Raw genomic sequence first — 15,682 nt, 5'->3', positions numbered from 1 at the left:
TTACTCATTTTTTATATTTTGAATTGGTATAAATCCAAGTTTTTTAACAGTTTCTACATTTTTATTGCTCATCACATACTGTATAAACTCTGCTGATAATCCTACTGCTTTTCCTTTTGTATACATGTGCCCCCATGACCAAAATTTATATTTTCCACTTTCAATATTTTCTATACTTGGTCCATATCCTTCAATTTTTACTATTTTTAAATTTTCTTTGGCCTCATTATTATTCATATATGTAAGTGCCATATAACTTACTGCACCTGGACTTCTTTTCATAGCTTGAAGTACAGCTCCATTACTATCTTGAATAGCTCCTATTGCATCATTTTCTAAATCTCTGTTACCACCTAAAATAGTATTTGTAAAAGTATCACGTGTTCCTGATGATGCAGGCCTATGTATCACTAATATAGGTTCATCATTTCCACCTACATCTTTCCAATTAACTATCTCTCCAGAAAAAATTCCTCTTATCTGCCCCAATGTTAAATTAGTAACTCCACTCCCTTTACTTGTTATTAAACAAAACCCTTCTCCAACTATTCTGTGATCTACTAATTCACTTGCCTGTACTTTACTTAACTTTTGTTCTGCAAACATATCTGAATTCCCAATATTCACAGTTCCTTCTAAAACTTGAGTAAGACCTGTTCCCGAACCTCCCGCTTGGACATTTATAATATTTCCACTATATATTTTGTCAAACCCTTCTATTGATTCTTCCATCAATGGTAATAATGCTGTTGAACCACTAATAGTAATACTTCTAACACTTCCATCATCTCTATACTTTTTTGCATTAAAGGCAAGGTATACAATTCCTAATATTGCTATACACAAAAAAATAACTATTACCTTCATCTTTTTATTAATCATCTTTTCCCCTCCTAACATATCTAAATATAAAAAAATAAGGTGTATTAAATAAAGATTTCAAAACTTATTGTTTCCAATCTAAATATTTAATACACCTTATATGCAAATTTTATTATATATACTTTTATTTTATTTATTTTCTATTAGGCTATCTATTTTCTTTTTATCAAATCCAACTATAATTTCACCCTTATAATCTAATACTGGCACTGTTTTTTGTCCTGATACTTTTATTACCTCTAATCTATCTTCTTGTGCATCTGCAACATTAACTGTTGTATAATCTACACCTTTCATATCTAAGTATTTTTTTAATTTTACACATCCAGGACACCATGATGTTGAATAAACTTTTACCATATTACTTCACTCCTCTTTTAATTTCATTTATATATTTCTCTGCATCTAATGCTGCTATTGTTCCATCTGCCACCGCTGTTGTTATTTGTCTAAACTCTTTAACTCTAACATCTCCTGCCGCATATATACCTTTTACATTAGTTTGCATTCTTTCATCTGTTTTTATATATCCAACTTTATCTATATCTATATACCGACTAAATAAATCAGTTTTAGGCTCAGTACCTATATATCCAAAAACAGCTTCTAATTCTAATTCTTTTATTTCATCTGTCTTAGTATTTTTTATTACTGCTTTCTCAACGAAATCTGTTCCCTTAACCTCTATTAAATCTTCATTATATAAAATTTCTATTTTAGGATTATTTATAGCTTCATCTATGATAGATTGCTCTCCATTGAAGTAATCGTGTCTTCTAATTAAATAAACTTTTTCTGCAAAAGTAGTTAAAAATATTGCTTCTTCTAAAGCTGCTTTTCCACCACCAACTACTCCAACTATCTTCCCTTCATACATTGCTCCATCACAAACTGCACAATAGTGAACACCTTTTCCTAAATATTCTTTTTCACCTTTTATAGGTAATTTCTTAGGTGATGCTCCAGTTGCTATTATTACTGCTTTAGGCTTATAAATATAGCTTTCTGTTTCTACTATTTTTTCTTCATCAGTAAAACTTACATTTTCTATAATATCAAATTCATCTATTACTGCACCACATTCTTCTGCTTGTTCTTGTATTGCATCTGAAAGTTCTGCCCCGGATATTTTTTTAAACCCTGGGTAATTTTCAACTAAATAACTATTTCTAATTTGTCCACCTAAAATTTCATTTTCTAATAGTAACATATCAATTTTAGCTCTAGATGCATAAATTGAGGCTGTTAATCCAGCTGGTCCACCACCAATTATTATTAAATCTATATTTTTAATTTCTTTTTCCATATTATCAGCTCCCTGTACCCCCTAGGGGTATATCTTATTTTTATTATATCACTATTTTTTCTAATTACAATAATATTATTTACAAAAAAGATTCAGATAAAATTTTTATTTATCTGAATCTATTTTCTACTGAAACACCAATGTATCTTCTTTTATAGTTGCTTCATATCCTTCTAGTTTTTTTATTTTCCCTCTTAAAAGTTCCTCACTAATTTTATCTTCTATTTCTTTAGTTATAACCCTTCTAAGTGGTCTTGCACCAAATTCTTTAACATCACATTTTCCTATAATATAATTTTTGCTTTCATCTGAAAATTCTATATATATATCATTTTCATCTAATCTTGTTTTTACTTCTTTTAACATTATTTCTGTGATACTTAACATATGATTTTTAGTAAGCTTATGGAATACTATTGTATCATCTATTCTATTTAAAAATTCTGGTTTAAATGTTACTTTTAGTTCTTCTAAAATACTTTCTTTCATTGCATCATATTCTTTATTAGAACCCTCTTCTGAGAAAAATCCTACACTTTTTTGCTTTTTAATATTATGTGCACCAACATTTGATGTCATTATAACTATTGTATTTTTAAAGTTAACAACTTTCCCTTTACCATCAGTTAATCTTCCATCTTCTAAAATTTGCAATAAAATATTAAATACATCTGGATGTGCCTTTTCTATTTCATCTAATAAAACAACGCTATAAGGCTTTCTTCTAACTGCTTCGGTTAGTTGACCACCTTCATCATATCCAACATATCCTGGAGGTGCTCCTATAAGCTTTGACACTGCATGTTTTTCCATATATTCAGACATATCTATTCGTATCATATTATCCTCATGAGAAAACATAGCTTCTGCAAGTGCTTTACTTAATTCTGTTTTTCCTACACCAGTTGGTCCTAAAAATATAAAGCTTCCAATTGGTCTATTAGGATTTTTAAGTCCTACCCTTGCTCTTCTAACTGCTTTAGATACTAGATTTATAGCTTCATTTTGTCCAATTACTCTTTTATGCAAATTTTCTTCTAAGTTTAATAATTTGCTACTTTCTTCTTCTGTTAATTTTTCCACTGGAATATTAGTCCAACTAGCAACAACTTTTGCTATATTTTCTCTGTCTACAATAAGCTTTTTATCTACAGTTTTATTGCTCCACGTTGTAGAGATTTCTTCTAATTCTTTTCTTAATTCTCTTTCTCTATCTCGTAGCTTTGCCGCTTTTTCAAACTCTTGTATTGATATACATTTATCTTTTTCACCTTTTATCTTTAAAATATCATCTTCTAAATTTTTTAAAGTTGGTGGTTCAACTAATGTTTCTATTCTTACTTTCGCTGATGCCTCATCTATTAAATCAATTGCTTTATCTGGCATAAATCTATCACATACATACCTATCTGACATTTGAACAGCTACTTTCAATGCCTCATCAGTAATTTCTACATTGTGATGTTCTTCATATTTTTCCTTTAAGCCTTTTAATATTTCTAAGGTTTGCTCATTAGTTGGTTCATCTATTAATACTGGTTGAAATCTTCTTTCAAGCGCAGAATCTTTTTCTATATGCTTTCTATACTCTTCTATAGTTGTAGCTCCAATACACTGAATATCACCTCTTGCTAAAGAAGGTTTTAGGATATTTGATGCATCTATTGCCCCTTCTGCTCCACCTGCTCCAATTATTGAATGTATCTCATCTATAAAAATAATTATATTCTTATTTTCTTTTATTTCAGCCATTACCTTTTTTAATCTATCTTCAAATTCTCCTCTATACTTTGCACCTGCTATAAGGCTTGTTAAATCTAGAGAATATATTTGTTTTCCTTTTAACGAATCTGGAATATTTCCTTCCACAATTCTTTGTGCTAATCCTTCTACTACTGCTGTTTTACCAACACCAGGTTCACCTATAAGACATGGATTATTTTTTATTCTTCTGCAAAGTATTTCTAATACTCTTGTATTCTCTTTCACACGTCCTATAACAGGATCCAACTTTCTTTTTCTTGCAAGCTTAGTTAAATTTGTACTATATTTAACTAACATTGGCATTTTGTCTTCTTGTTCATCTTCTATTCTTTCATCTTCCTCTTCTACCTCTTGACCTTCTAAAAACATTTGTAAGTCTTTTTTAAGTTGTTCTAAATCAACTCTCATAAAACTTATCATTGTGTATGCAACACCGTCTGTTTCATTTAATATTGCCATTAGTAGATGTTCTGGATTAATTTTCTTATGGAATAATTTTTTACTTTCTCTTAATGCTTCCTCAAACAAAGCTTTTGCTCTTGGTGTAAATAACAACTCAGTCTTAGGAATCATTACTTCACCTTTTCCTAAATATTTTTCTATAGTTTTATTTACCTTAGAATAATCTATTCCATTCTTTTCTAATATACCTTTTGCATAGCCATCTTCTTTGAGTATTCCTAACAATATATGTTCTGTCCCTATATAACCATGTTTTAAATTTACTGATTCTTTTTTTGCTTCTAAAAGAACCTCCTCAGTCCTTTCTGAGAATCTATTCTCACCCATATATTCTTTTCATCCTCCTATAACATAATTTAATATAGCTTTTCACTTTCTATGTCACATGTTATGGCTTACTTTAATACCACTCTTATAATATCTGCACGTTTTATATTTATTTTATTTATATTAGTTTCCCCATCTAAATGCTCTCTAACATAAGAATTTCTTGATAACAATACTGCTTTTTCTATTGTTTTTAATTCTAAATCCAATATATTAAGCTCTACTCCTAACCTAATATATGAAAGTAGATCCAACGCTTCTATAGAATCTAATATTCGTGCTTCTTTTAATACGCCATATGCTCTAAATATTTTATCTGTGATTTCATTTTTATATTTTTTAATAGCATTTCTTCTTTCTTTTTCTTCTTCTTGAAGAACATATTCTAATATATTTTTGAATTCATCTATTAGTTCTTCTTCTGAAATGCCTGTAGTTGTTGTATTTTTTATTAAATAAATGCTTCCATAAGCTTTTCCTTTTTCACCATATTTCCCTTCTAATGAAAATACTGATTTATCCTTATGGGAAAATAATTTATTTATTTTATCATTCAATGTTAACATAGGTAAGTGAATTATAACTTCTAATCGAATTCCAGTTCCAATATGGCTTAGATTTGATGTTAAATACCCCATTTTTTCATCAAAACTATAATTGAATATATTTTCTAGATTACGATCCATTTCTCTAACATATTTATACATTTCTTCTATATTATATCCACTTTTAATATATTGTAATCGCAAATGTTCTTCTTCATTCAAAACTATTGAAAATTCTTTACTATCATTTATCATTAATCCAGCTATATTTTTATTTTTTAATGTCTTATTTCTTAATATCCTATTTTCTTTTAAGCTTTCAAAATTATATTCATCCTTCCATAGTCTAATACTTTTTAAGCTTTCTTCAATTTTATTTATTTCAGATATCAAATTTTCTGTTATATTTTGACCATCTTCCATAGCTAAGGATACAGGAAAATTTTTACCACTTATATTTCTAAATAAAGTTATGCTAGACCTTACAATATTCTTGTTTAAACTTAAATCCTTCAAACTTTATTCCACCCCTTTTTCTGTTTTATTTCCCTCACCTTTAAGCCTTCGTATCTCATCTCTTATTTCTGCTGCTTTCTCATAAGCTTCTATTGCAACTGCAATATCCATTTCTTTTTCTAATTTATTTATTTTTCTCTTAATATTTATCTCATCTCCAAGCTTACTTGGAATAACACCCTTATGTTCATTGTACAAATTATTTTTCTCAACTATTTTATCTATATCTTTTTTAAATATGTTATAGCACTTTTCACACCCTATAAGCTTTCCTTTTTTTATTTCTTTAAGTGCTGTTCTACAATTTGAACATTCTACCTCTAATTTTTTATCATTTCTATCTGCTTCATCAAATAATATGCTTAAAACATTATTAAATGATGCATATTCCTCTCTCTCATCATAAACATCATTAAATAATTCCTTCCCATACTCTTTAGCACATCTTTCACATAGCCAAAGGCTGGTACTTTCCCCATCAATTATCTTACTTAAATTTAATATAGCCTCTCTTTTATTGCATTTCTCACATATCATTAGAAACCCTCCTATTCCATTATTACCATTACCATACCCTTCAAAATATTTGATCTTAATTTATTTTTATCCTCCACATCTCCTAATGTATTATCATTCATACTTATTTTTATGATTTCATATTCTCTTTTATTAATAAGCTCTATTTCCAAGAGATTGTCTAAAAGTGCTATTGCATTATGATATGTTATACTACTGCCAATTGACTCTTTTATTAATTTTTTTATATCACTTGAGCAAGTATGATTTATTCTTTTTATAGTTATGTGACCTCCGCCACCTCTTTTACTTTCTATAACGTAACCTTTTGCATATGTAAATCTTGTTGTTAATACATAATTTATTTGTGATGGTGCACATCTAAACTGATCTGCTAACTCATTTCTTTGAATTTGTGCCTCATGCTTTTCATCCTCTAATACTAAATCCTTTATAAACTTTTCTATTACATCTGTTAATCTTGCCATAATTTTTCTCTCCTTTGTTATTGACTTACTTTGACTTTTGATTTAATATTAATCCTTATTTTATATATAATCAACTTTAATCTATTTTATTTCTGAATTTTTTCTATGTTTTTTGGAAAAACTATGAATTAAATTCTTTTATTGGAGGTGATTTTTATTTTTATATCATGGCTTGGTAATTCTAGCTTTTTAATTAAAACTTCTCTTGGCAAGCGAATTTTAATTGATCCTATAAATAAATTTCATAGTTGTTCTTTAAAAAATTTAGCCCCAAATATAATAACTCTAAGCTCTGAAAACTTTAAATGCTCTTGTCTCTCCTCTATCTCTCCTGATATTAAAGTTTTAAGCCATATAGGGACTTTTAAAAATGATGATTATGCTATTTCTAGTCTTCCATCCTTTAGTGATAATTTACAAGGCTTAAAGCGTGGAACAAATAAAATCTTCATCTATGAAATTGATAATTTAAAATTATGCCACCTTGGATATCTCGGTCATTCATTAGATTTATCTATTATTGAACAAATAAAATATTGTGATATATTATTTTTACCTATCGGTGGAAATATAACTTTAGACGGAAAAATGGCATATAAGCTTTCTAAGCTCATATGCCCTAAAATCATAATACCAATGAATTATAAATTTAATCCCTACTCATTCTTATTTTCAGGACCACAAAAGTTTTTAATGCTTAACAAAAATATTATTAACATAAAAACTGACTCTTTTTTAATAAATAGTGAAACCATTCACGAATTTAAAAACTCTCCAACAATTCTTTTACCAGTATTAAAATCAAATAATCTTATATAATAAAAAAAGATCGCATAAACGATCTTTTTTTATTATACTATTCTTGAACTGGTGCTCCAACTGGACAAACATTAGCACAGTTTCCACAGTCGATACAAGTATCTGCATCGATTACGAATATAGTATCCCCTTGGCTTATAGCGTTAACAGGACACTCTGCAGCACATGCTCCACAGCTTACACATGAATCTTGAATTACAAATGCCATCAAAAACACCTCCTAAATTTTCATTTGGTAATAATACCTTCTCCATTCTAACACGTTTTTTTTTAATTTAAAAGTTATTTTATAAATTTATTAGTTTTGATGAAATTTATTATATTACTATATATCCTAGAGATTCTATAGAATCTATTATTTCTTCAATCCCTACATAACTTTCATTATATATAACTACAGCTTCTTTTTTTGAAATACTTATCTCACTTGCAATTACTCCAGTATTACTTGATATAGCTTTCTGAGCCTTTCTCACATCAGTAGAATTTTTAATCCCTACTATCTTTAATACCGCCTTCATTAATAAGTGCCTCCTACTTTTCTTTTATAAGTTGTTTAATTAATTTTTTATCCTCTGGTGATTCTACTTCTAATCTGATATCACCATCATCGATAACATCTTCATAATCACCTTTTATCATTTTTATAGTATCAATATTAAATTGCTCTACAAACTCTTCTTCACCATTTCTAAGCCTTACCTTAACAATTTCTTTTACAATATTGTTTTGGATTACTTCTCCTCTTCCAAGTTCTGTTTCAACAATAGAACCTACTCTTGGAAGTCTCTTTCTTATATCTTCATATGTGCTCTGCTCATAATTTAAGCAACACATAAGTCTTCCACATATTCCTGATATCTTAGTTGGATTAAGAGAAAGATTTTGCTCTTTTGCCATCTTTATAGATACTGATGTAAAATCACCTAAGAATGATGAACAACATAAAGATCTTCCACATGGTCCTAATCCACCAATCATTTTAGCTTCATCTCTAACACCAATTTGTCTTAATTCTATTCTAGTTTTAAAAATAGTTGCTAAATCTTTTACTAAATCTCTAAAATCAACTCTTCCATCAGCTGTAAAATAAAATATAACCTTATTGTTATCAAATGTATATTCTACATCAATAAGCTTCATATCTAACTTGTGATCCCAAATCTTTTCAGTACATATCTTTAATGCTTCTTCTTCCTTAGATTTATTTTCATTATGCTTTTTAATATCCTCTTCGTCAGCTACTCTAATAACAACCTTTAATGGTGCTATTATTTCCTCTTCTTCTATATGTTTCTCACCTATTACACATTGTCCAAACTCTATTCCTCTAGCAGTTTCAACAATTACATAATCTTCTTTTTTTACTTCTAATTCTTGCGGATCAAAATAATAAATTTTTCCCGCTTTTTTAAATCTAACTCCTATAACCTTTAACATTTCATCATCCCTCCAAGAAGCTCATAAGCATAATATTTAAGCTAATTTGAAAATTAGAATTTGCATCTATATTTCTTCTCATAACCTTAATAGCTTCAATCATGCTACTAAGTTTTTTATATGACATAAGTTGCATTAATTCTTTTATCTCATTTTCTTTATCAGAGTTTATTATTAAGTTTTGTAAGTTAGCTTCCTTATAAATAATTATATCCCTAATAAACCCTTCTAATATACTTATTACTTCTTCCTTTTCATCTTTATATTTCATAAAACTTTTTTCATATTTTAAAATGCTTTCAATCTTTTTCTCATTTATCTCTTTTATAAGCTCCAATGCAATTTTTCTTATTTCTTGTAAATTTTCATCTTCAACAAACCTTTCTAATCGCCCTGGAATTCCTCTTGCATATGCTAAGGCTGCTAAAAGCCTTCCTTTGTCCGTACCATATTTTTTTGATATGTATTCTTCCATTTCTTCATTAGATAATGGTGTTAATTTATAAATTTGACATCTTGATTTTATCGTTTCTAGCATTTGCTCTAGTGTTGTAGTTAATATTATTATAAATACACCCTTAGGTGGTTCCTCTATCGTTTTTAATAATGCATTTTGAGCCTGAACAGTTAATTTTTCACCAGAGTAAATCATTATTACCTTTTTATCGCCTTCATATGGTTTCTTATTAACTTCTTCTATTATTTCTCTAACTTCATCCACTCCCATACTTGCCTTTTTAGGTTTGTATTCAACGGAATCCACATGTTTTTTAAACGGTTCATTTCCTAAAATCATAGCTGAAAAAATACTAGCAACTTTGCTTTTTCCAATCCCTTCACTACCTACTATTATATGTGCATGGGATAATGTTCCTCTCTCAGCTCTCTTTTTAAAGCCTTCTATTATTTTTTTATGTCCAATATATTCTTTCAATAGACTTCTCTCCTACATCTGTATAAACTGGTCAACATCAACCACAAAAATTGTTGCTCCTCCTACTGTTACATTAATAGGATATGGAGTATAAATTTCTGTACTGTCTATAATAGGTGCTGGTGTTACCATTATCTCTTCTCGTTTTTTACACGTATCTTTGATTATCCCCATAACTCTATCAATTTCTGATTTAGCTACACCTATCAACAACGTTGTATTTCCTGATTTTAAAAATCCGCCTGTAGTTGCAAGCTTTGTTACCCTAAACTCATTTTCTGTTAACTTATCCATTAGTAATTCTGAGTCATCATCACTCACAATAGTTATTACTAGCTTCATACAAAGCACCTCCATAAATTAACCCCTACATTACTATTTTACCATAAACTTCTAAACATAAATATGATTTATTCTATATTAAATTAAGTCTAAAAAAATTCCTTTTATTTCTTCAAATACTTGGTCAATAGAATTTTCGGCATTAATTTTTCTTATTCTATTTTTATTATTTTCATAAACTTTATTATACCCTTCTCTTACTTTATTATGAAAATCTATAGCCTCTAAATCTAATCTATTTATTTCTCTATCCTTATTTTTATTTATTCTCTCTAGACCTACCTCTGGTCTTATATCAAATAATATAGAAACATCTGGCATACAATCTGCAATTGCAAACTTATTAATCTCGAATACTTCATCTATTCCTAAACCTCTAGCATGTCCCTGATATGCTAAAGATGAATCTACAAATCTATCACATAAAACTATTTTTCCTTCATTTAATGCAGGAATAACTTTTTCTACTAGATGTTGTCTTCTTGCTGCTGCATATAATAATGCCTCTGTTTTTCCATCCATTGTTGTATTTTCTTTATCTAAAATAATCTCTCTTATCTTTTCTGAGATTTTAATACCACCTGGCTCTCTAGTCTTTATACAATCATATCCTGACTCCTTAGCCCACTCATATATCATATCTATCATAGTTGATTTTCCTGAGCCTTCTCCACCTTCAAATACAACAAATAAACCTTTTTTCATTTAAACTCTCCTCTATTTATAAATAACTATCTTTATCTTATCCTTGTAGTTATCATATTTTTTTTCTGTTACATTCGTTTCAACAATTTCTCTTTCACATTGTCTACAAATATATTCGCCATTTATGATTATACCATTAATCTCATTTTCTGATAAACAACTTTCAAATTCACTTTCACAAATAACGCATCTTCTTTTTTCTATTCCCTTGCTTTCTATTCCCTCTATATTCTGCTCTTTTACTCTCATACTATTTTCTCTAATCATATTCTTGTCCACCTTTCTAATTACTTATTTAAATAATTGCCTAATTAATCTTCTTTTAAACTTATTAGAATAAATAATTTTTGATATTTAGGTAAAAATATTAAAGAAATTATTCATTTGGGAGGTATTATTATGAATCATGATGTTCAAAAATATATTATTCATTGTGAAGATGATATAAGAAGCATCTGTAACTTTCTTTACAGTAACCCTGAAGAAAGTTATAAAGAAAAAAGGGCATCTACCTTTATCTGTGATATTTTAAAAAAACATAACTTTGATATAAAAGAAAATATTCTAAATATAAAAAATTCCTTCTATGCCTCTAGAGGTACAGGACACCCTAAAATAGCATTTATTTGCGAATATGATGCAATTCCTGGAGAAGGGCACTTAACAGGTCATAATCTCCTTTCTGCAATTTCAGTTTTAGCAGGACTTTCTCTAGGTAATGCTTTATCTAAACTAAACTACGGTTCCTCTATTATTATTGGTTGCCCTGGAGAATATTTAGGTGGTACAAAGGAAACAATGGTACATCAAGGCCTATTTGATGATATTGATGCTGTACTTCTTATTCACCCTGATATTAAAACCTCAGAAAGTGGTACATCTTCTGCAATTATACCTCTTAGCATAGAATTTGAAGGTACTGATGGGTTAAGCTTTTTAAACAAATCAGACTATACATCACTTGATGCAATTTTACTTACACTAAATATATTAAACTCAATTTCTAAAGGATTTTCTTCTGATTTAGAAATTAACTCTATTCTTTCAAATGGTGGAACAACACCATTATTAATTCCAAAATCTTCTGAAGGTAAATTCTATATTCGCGGTAAAACAATGGATATTGCCTCCGAAGGAGAAAAAAAATTAAGGCTCATTGCAAAAACAGTTGGTACTCTTACTAATCTTGAGCCTAAATTCTCACTTTATGAGCCACAAAATGAAGAATTAAAAACTAATTCAACACTAAATAGATTATTATGTAATAATCTTAAAGAATCAGGAATTATAAATATTAATCCACCCAAAAATTCTCATGCTGGATTAAGTATCGGTAGTGTTAGTAAAAAAGTTCCTTGTGTACATTTCTATGTATCTATCTCTGAAAATCCTGATTTAGAATATGGAAGTATAGACTTCTCCAAAGCTACTACTTCTGATTATGCATTTGATATTGCTAAAAAAGCTGGTCTTTCATTAGCTCTAACGGGATTAGACTTAATCACTAATAAATCTTTACTTCAAGAAGCAAAAGATGAGTTCTATAAATAATGAAAAAAAACCTGTAGATTTCTCTACAGGTTTTGCTTTATATTTTCCCTCTATTTAACTTACAAACAAATTCATTACTTGGCTCAAACGAAAATTTATAATACTCATTATTTTTTTTATATATGCAAACACAAGTATTATTATTCAATAAACTACACACAAAAGATCCTATAAATTTAGCCCTTATTTTAGGTGCGTCTGATTTTTTTCCAATATACTCTATATCAGATATTCTTACACTTGCTAAATTCTTTTCTTTTGACATGAAAATTTTATTTACAATAAGCTTGTCCGCTATAACCGAGTACTTATAAGATGTACTACATGATACTATCTCTCTTAATAGGATTATACACGTTACAACTAAAATAACTATATTACATACCTCTAAAGTTAATGCACCTCTAAACTTGATAAATTTCAATCCTTGATGTAAATACAACATACACGTTATCACAATCAAAACAATTGCTATAACAGGTGCTTTTTTCTTAACTACTATTTCCCTCTGCATCATTTTAAACATCCCCCGATTTTAAATGCAATTTTAATTATTATATTGAGATTATACTAACAAATTAAATTTTATTCCATACCAAAACTCTTCTATATTCAATCAATTTTGACCTAAATATTAATATAATCTTTTATTTGCTTACTCTTTCTTAAGATTTTAAATATTTTATTTTCTTCTAATTTATATAATTCACTAAAACTTTGTTTTTAACCAGTTATTATTGTAAAATATATCTATAATTAACTTTTTGGAGGACGATATGATACAAATATTTAAAACAATTGATGAAAAGCCTTTACGCCTAACAACTCTAGAAAATATCGAGCCTGGTTGTTGGATTAATATAGTAGCCCCATCTGAAGAAGAACTATTATTAATCTCAAAAAAAACTTCTATTCCACTAGAGCTACTTAATGCCTCTTTAGATGATGAAGAAACATCTCGTATAGATATTGAAGATGATATTTTATCAGTTATTGTAGATATACCTTTCACAGAAATGGAAGATAACTCACTAACTTATGATACATATCCATTATCTATAATTCATTCTGAAAATATTTTAATAACAGTTTGCTTAAAAAACAGTAAGATTCTAACTGATTTTATAAATGGAAAAATTAAATCTTTTTATACTTATAAAAAGTCTAGATTCACACTTCAAATTCTAAGTAGAGTTTCTACATACTTCTTACTTTATCTAAGACAAATAGATAAAAAGAGTTTAATGATTGAAAAAAGACTTCATAAATCAATGAAGAATCGTGAATTAATTCAACTTCATTCATTAGAAAAATCATTAGTTTATTTTTCAACTTCATTAAAAGCTAATGAAATAACACTAGAAAAAATGCTTAAACTTGATATCATTCAAAAATATGAAGATGATAAAGATGTTTTAGAAGATGTCATTATAGAAAATAAACAAGCAATCGAAATGACAGAAATTTATAGCAATATCCTTGCAAGTACTATGGACTTCTTTGCATCTGTTATTTCAAATAACTTAAATATCGTTATGAAGGTTTTAGCCTCAGTTACAATTCTTATGTCTATTCCAACTATGATAAGCGGAATTATGGGAATGAACATAGTTTTCCCATTTAACACAAACTCTAATAATGCTTTTTATATAATTATGATAATAACCCTTGTAATTTGTTTATCTGTTGCTTGGATACTAAATAAAAAGGATATGTTTAGATAAGAAAAAGTTTTAACCTATTTCATCTAAAAACATATAATTATATTAGAACGAAGGAGAAATAAAAAAAGAGCTAAATTATTTAGCTCTTTTTTTATATCACTTATTAAATTAATTATTATTAAAGGAGTAATACAATATGTATTTAGGAAAACGGTTATCCTCTGATTCTACAATAGGCATCATATCCCCATCTGGCTCTAGTGAAATTAATACTATAAATCAATTTTTAGAAGACTTCAAAAATTTAGGATTTAATGTAAAATTCTCCAATTTAATTTATAAAAAATCTGAATATCTTGCTGGAAGTGATGAAGACAGAGCCAATGACTTAATGAATATGTTTTTAGATCCTCAAATCGATGGAATTATTTGCTTTAGAGGTGGCTTTGGTGCTATTAGAACCTTACCTTTTTTAGATATAGATATAATCAAGAATAACCCTAAATTTTTTTGTGGTTATAGTGATATTACAGTTTTATTAAACTATTTCTCTAGCTTAGGTATTCCAACTTTTCATGGTCCTCTGATAAAATCAGACTTTACTAAAGATACTTTAACTATATCATCATTAAAACACTTTATGTACAATCCATCAAAAGGTTATATTTATGATTTTTCAAAAAATCTAATCATAAATAATAATGATATGTCTGGAAAACTAGCTGGTGGAAATCTTTCAATAATTTGTTCTCTAATGGGGACTCCTTACGAAATTAATTTAAATAATACTATTTTATTAATCGAGGAAATTAATGAAGATCCTTATTCTGTAGATAGACTACTTTCTCAACTTCTTTTATCTAAAACAATACATGGCTGCACTGGAATTATATTAGGTCATTTCACCAATTGTGATTCTTCTAGTGAGTACACAAATACTATAGTTACTCTTCTACTCTCAAAACTAAAGCCATTGAACATTCCTATAATATTAAATGTTCCTTTTGGTCATGATTATCCTAATCTAACTTTTCCTATCGGTGTAAATGCACACTTCTCTAAAGCATCTAAGAAACTCATAATTTCTGAAAATGCTTTGAAATAATCCACAGAAACACTTTATTTATTATATCTATCCACAAAAACATGTTTCTTTTGTGGAAAACTATTATTTCCTTTTTAAAATTGTTGATAATTTTCTAATTTTATATACTTTCTAGAAAACAAAAAACCTGTAAACTCAGTTTACAGGTTTTAAAATGGAGGCGCCACCCAGATTCGAACTGGGGATCAAGGTTTTGCAGACCGATGCCTTACCACTTGGCTATAGCGCCGTAATTATGGTGGCTCGAGCAGGAATCGAACCAGCGACACGAGGATTTTCAGTCCTCTGCTCTACCGACTGAGCTATCGAGCCACAC

General features: G+C 28.4%; 19 protein-coding genes and 2 tRNA genes. 4 read left to right on the top strand and 17 right to left on the bottom strand.

Annotated elements, in window-relative coordinates; genetic code table 11:
* The 7 genes from ACRC28_RS01840 to ACRC28_RS01810 all read right to left on the bottom strand — a co-directional run bounded on the left by ACRC28_RS01840 (position 1) and on the right by ACRC28_RS01810 (position 6,806).
* Positions 1-882, bottom strand: coding sequence for a PstS family phosphate ABC transporter substrate-binding protein (locus ACRC28_RS01840; RefSeq protein ID WP_438541752.1), 882 nt, complete (start codon positions 880-882; stop codon positions 1-3).
* A gap of 129 nt (positions 883-1,011) precedes the next feature.
* Positions 1,012-1,242, bottom strand: a complete 231-nt coding sequence (locus tag ACRC28_RS01835) for a glutaredoxin family protein (protein WP_438541751.1) — start codon at positions 1,240-1,242, stop codon at positions 1,012-1,014.
* Between the two features lies 1 nt (position 1,243).
* The gene (gene trxB, locus ACRC28_RS01830; RefSeq protein ID WP_438541750.1) at positions 1,244-2,188 is read right to left on the bottom strand and encodes a thioredoxin-disulfide reductase; all 945 of its coding nucleotides are present in this window, start codon (positions 2,186-2,188) and stop codon (positions 1,244-1,246) included.
* 126 nt (positions 2,189-2,314) lie between these two features.
* Positions 2,315-4,741, bottom strand: a complete 2,427-nt coding sequence (locus ACRC28_RS01825; RefSeq protein WP_438541749.1) for an ATP-dependent Clp protease ATP-binding subunit — start codon at positions 4,739-4,741, stop codon at positions 2,315-2,317.
* A gap of 68 nt (positions 4,742-4,809) precedes the next feature.
* A complete protein-coding gene (locus ACRC28_RS01820; protein ID WP_438541748.1) occupies positions 4,810-5,802 on the bottom strand; it encodes a hypothetical protein in 993 nt (330 codons plus the stop codon).
* Between the two features lie 3 nt (positions 5,803-5,805).
* The gene (locus ACRC28_RS01815) at positions 5,806-6,339 is read right to left on the bottom strand and encodes a UvrB/UvrC motif-containing protein (protein WP_438541747.1); all 534 of its coding nucleotides are present in this window, start codon (positions 6,337-6,339) and stop codon (positions 5,806-5,808) included.
* A gap of 11 nt (positions 6,340-6,350) precedes the next feature.
* On the bottom strand, positions 6,351-6,806 hold the full coding sequence (locus ACRC28_RS01810) for a CtsR family transcriptional regulator (RefSeq protein ID WP_438541746.1): 456 nt from the start codon (positions 6,804-6,806) through the stop codon (positions 6,351-6,353).
* Between the two features lie 147 nt (positions 6,807-6,953).
* On the opposite strand from ACRC28_RS01810, the gene ACRC28_RS01805 reads away from it, so the two are divergent.
* Positions 6,954-7,625, top strand: coding sequence for an MBL fold metallo-hydrolase (locus ACRC28_RS01805; RefSeq protein ID WP_438541745.1), 672 nt, complete (start codon positions 6,954-6,956; stop codon positions 7,623-7,625).
* Between the two features lie 37 nt (positions 7,626-7,662).
* Here the strand turns inward: ACRC28_RS01805 and ACRC28_RS01800 are convergent, their stop codons facing one another.
* From ACRC28_RS01800 to ACRC28_RS01770, 7 genes are all read right to left on the bottom strand, one after another.
* On the bottom strand, positions 7,663-7,833 hold the full coding sequence (locus tag ACRC28_RS01800; RefSeq protein WP_002598944.1) for a DUF362 domain-containing protein: 171 nt from the start codon (positions 7,831-7,833) through the stop codon (positions 7,663-7,665).
* A 109-nt stretch (positions 7,834-7,942) separates the two neighbouring features.
* Positions 7,943-8,146 (bottom strand): heavy-metal-associated domain-containing protein, encoded by a 204-nt coding sequence (locus ACRC28_RS01795; protein ID WP_438541744.1) that lies wholly within the window; start codon positions 8,144-8,146, stop codon positions 7,943-7,945.
* Between the two features lie 13 nt (positions 8,147-8,159).
* On the bottom strand, positions 8,160-9,065 hold the full coding sequence (locus ACRC28_RS01790) for a PSP1 domain-containing protein (RefSeq protein WP_438541743.1): 906 nt from the start codon (positions 9,063-9,065) through the stop codon (positions 8,160-8,162).
* A 4-nt stretch (positions 9,066-9,069) separates the two neighbouring features.
* Positions 9,070-9,999, bottom strand: coding sequence for a DNA polymerase III subunit delta' (locus ACRC28_RS01785; protein WP_438541742.1), 930 nt, complete (start codon positions 9,997-9,999; stop codon positions 9,070-9,072).
* A gap of 12 nt (positions 10,000-10,011) precedes the next feature.
* Positions 10,012-10,341 (bottom strand): cyclic-di-AMP receptor, encoded by a 330-nt coding sequence (locus tag ACRC28_RS01780; protein WP_438541741.1) that lies wholly within the window; start codon positions 10,339-10,341, stop codon positions 10,012-10,014.
* 78 nt (positions 10,342-10,419) lie between these two features.
* Complete coding sequence (tmk, locus tag ACRC28_RS01775) at positions 10,420-11,046, bottom strand: dTMP kinase (protein WP_438541740.1); 627 nt, start codon at positions 11,044-11,046, stop codon at positions 10,420-10,422.
* Positions 11,047-11,058: 12 nt separating this feature from the next.
* The gene (locus ACRC28_RS01770; RefSeq protein WP_438541739.1) at positions 11,059-11,313 is read right to left on the bottom strand and encodes a sigma factor G inhibitor Gin; all 255 of its coding nucleotides are present in this window, start codon (positions 11,311-11,313) and stop codon (positions 11,059-11,061) included.
* Positions 11,314-11,445: 132 nt separating this feature from the next.
* On the opposite strand from ACRC28_RS01770, the gene ACRC28_RS01765 reads away from it, so the two are divergent.
* Positions 11,446-12,597 carry a M20 family peptidase gene (locus ACRC28_RS01765; RefSeq protein ID WP_438541738.1) on the top strand — a complete coding sequence of 384 codons (1,152 nt, stop codon included), beginning with the start codon at positions 11,446-11,448 and terminating at the stop codon, positions 12,595-12,597.
* Between the two features lie 37 nt (positions 12,598-12,634).
* Here ACRC28_RS01765 and ACRC28_RS01760 read toward each other — a convergent pair whose 3' ends face one another.
* A complete protein-coding gene (locus tag ACRC28_RS01760) occupies positions 12,635-13,114 on the bottom strand; it encodes a hypothetical protein (protein WP_438541737.1) in 480 nt (159 codons plus the stop codon).
* 259 nt (positions 13,115-13,373) lie between these two features.
* Here ACRC28_RS01760 and ACRC28_RS01755 point away from each other — a divergent pair, with 259 nt between their 5' ends.
* Together ACRC28_RS01755 and ACRC28_RS01750 are read left to right on the top strand one after the other, a co-directional pair.
* Complete coding sequence (locus ACRC28_RS01755; RefSeq protein WP_438541736.1) at positions 13,374-14,321, top strand: magnesium transporter CorA family protein; 948 nt, start codon at positions 13,374-13,376, stop codon at positions 14,319-14,321.
* 136 nt (positions 14,322-14,457) lie between these two features.
* Positions 14,458-15,366, top strand: a complete 909-nt coding sequence (locus ACRC28_RS01750; protein ID WP_438541735.1) for a S66 peptidase family protein — start codon at positions 14,458-14,460, stop codon at positions 15,364-15,366.
* Positions 15,367-15,521: 155 nt separating this feature from the next.
* Here the strand turns inward: ACRC28_RS01750 and ACRC28_RS01745 are convergent.
* Together ACRC28_RS01745 and ACRC28_RS01740 are read right to left on the bottom strand one after the other, a co-directional pair.
* Positions 15,522-15,595, bottom strand: a tRNA-Cys gene (locus ACRC28_RS01745).
* Between the two features lie 7 nt (positions 15,596-15,602).
* A tRNA-Phe gene (locus tag ACRC28_RS01740) sits at positions 15,603-15,678 on the bottom strand.
* Between the last annotated feature and the right edge of the window lie 4 nt (positions 15,679-15,682).

The organism is Clostridium sp. (genome assembly GCF_051650885.1).
Lineage (GTDB): Bacteria > Bacillota > Clostridia > Clostridiales > Clostridiaceae > Clostridium.
This window is presented reverse-complemented; position numbering and strand designations above follow the sequence as displayed.

What these genes read in the sequence shown, in the direction of transcription:
- ACRC28_RS01840 (WP_438541752.1), bottom strand. Translation starts at nt 882, where the DNA reads ATGATTAATAAAAAGATGAAGGTAATAGTTATTTTTTTGTGTATAGCA.
- ACRC28_RS01835 (WP_438541751.1), bottom strand. Translation starts at nt 1,242, where the DNA reads ATGGTAAAAGTTTATTCAACATCATGGTGTCCTGGATGTGTAAAATTA.
- trxB (WP_438541750.1), bottom strand. Translation starts at nt 2,188, where the DNA reads ATGGAAAAAGAAATTAAAAATATAGATTTAATAATAATTGGTGGTGGA.
- ACRC28_RS01825 (WP_438541749.1), bottom strand. Translation starts at nt 4,741, where the DNA reads ATGGGTGAGAATAGATTCTCAGAAAGGACTGAGGAGGTTCTTTTAGAA.
- ACRC28_RS01815 (WP_438541747.1), bottom strand. Translation starts at nt 6,339, where the DNA reads ATGATATGTGAGAAATGCAATAAAAGAGAGGCTATATTAAATTTAAGT.
- ACRC28_RS01810 (WP_438541746.1), bottom strand. Translation starts at nt 6,806, where the DNA reads ATGGCAAGATTAACAGATGTAATAGAAAAGTTTATAAAGGATTTAGTA.
- ACRC28_RS01800 (WP_002598944.1), bottom strand. Translation starts at nt 7,833, where the DNA reads ATGGCATTTGTAATTCAAGATTCATGTGTAAGCTGTGGAGCATGTGCT.
- ACRC28_RS01795 (WP_438541744.1), bottom strand. Translation starts at nt 8,146, where the DNA reads ATGAAGGCGGTATTAAAGATAGTAGGGATTAAAAATTCTACTGATGTG.
- ACRC28_RS01790 (WP_438541743.1), bottom strand. Translation starts at nt 9,065, where the DNA reads ATGTTAAAGGTTATAGGAGTTAGATTTAAAAAAGCGGGAAAAATTTAT.
- ACRC28_RS01780 (WP_438541741.1), bottom strand. Translation starts at nt 10,341, where the DNA reads ATGAAGCTAGTAATAACTATTGTGAGTGATGATGACTCAGAATTACTA.
- tmk (WP_438541740.1), bottom strand. Translation starts at nt 11,046, where the DNA reads ATGAAAAAAGGTTTATTTGTTGTATTTGAAGGTGGAGAAGGCTCAGGA.
- ACRC28_RS01770 (WP_438541739.1), bottom strand. Translation starts at nt 11,313, where the DNA reads ATGATTAGAGAAAATAGTATGAGAGTAAAAGAGCAGAATATAGAGGGA.
- ACRC28_RS01765 (WP_438541738.1), top strand. Translation starts at nt 11,446, where the DNA reads ATGAATCATGATGTTCAAAAATATATTATTCATTGTGAAGATGATATA.
- ACRC28_RS01760 (WP_438541737.1), bottom strand. Translation starts at nt 13,114, where the DNA reads ATGATGCAGAGGGAAATAGTAGTTAAGAAAAAAGCACCTGTTATAGCA.
- ACRC28_RS01755 (WP_438541736.1), top strand. Translation starts at nt 13,374, where the DNA reads ATGATACAAATATTTAAAACAATTGATGAAAAGCCTTTACGCCTAACA.
- ACRC28_RS01750 (WP_438541735.1), top strand. Translation starts at nt 14,458, where the DNA reads ATGTATTTAGGAAAACGGTTATCCTCTGATTCTACAATAGGCATCATA.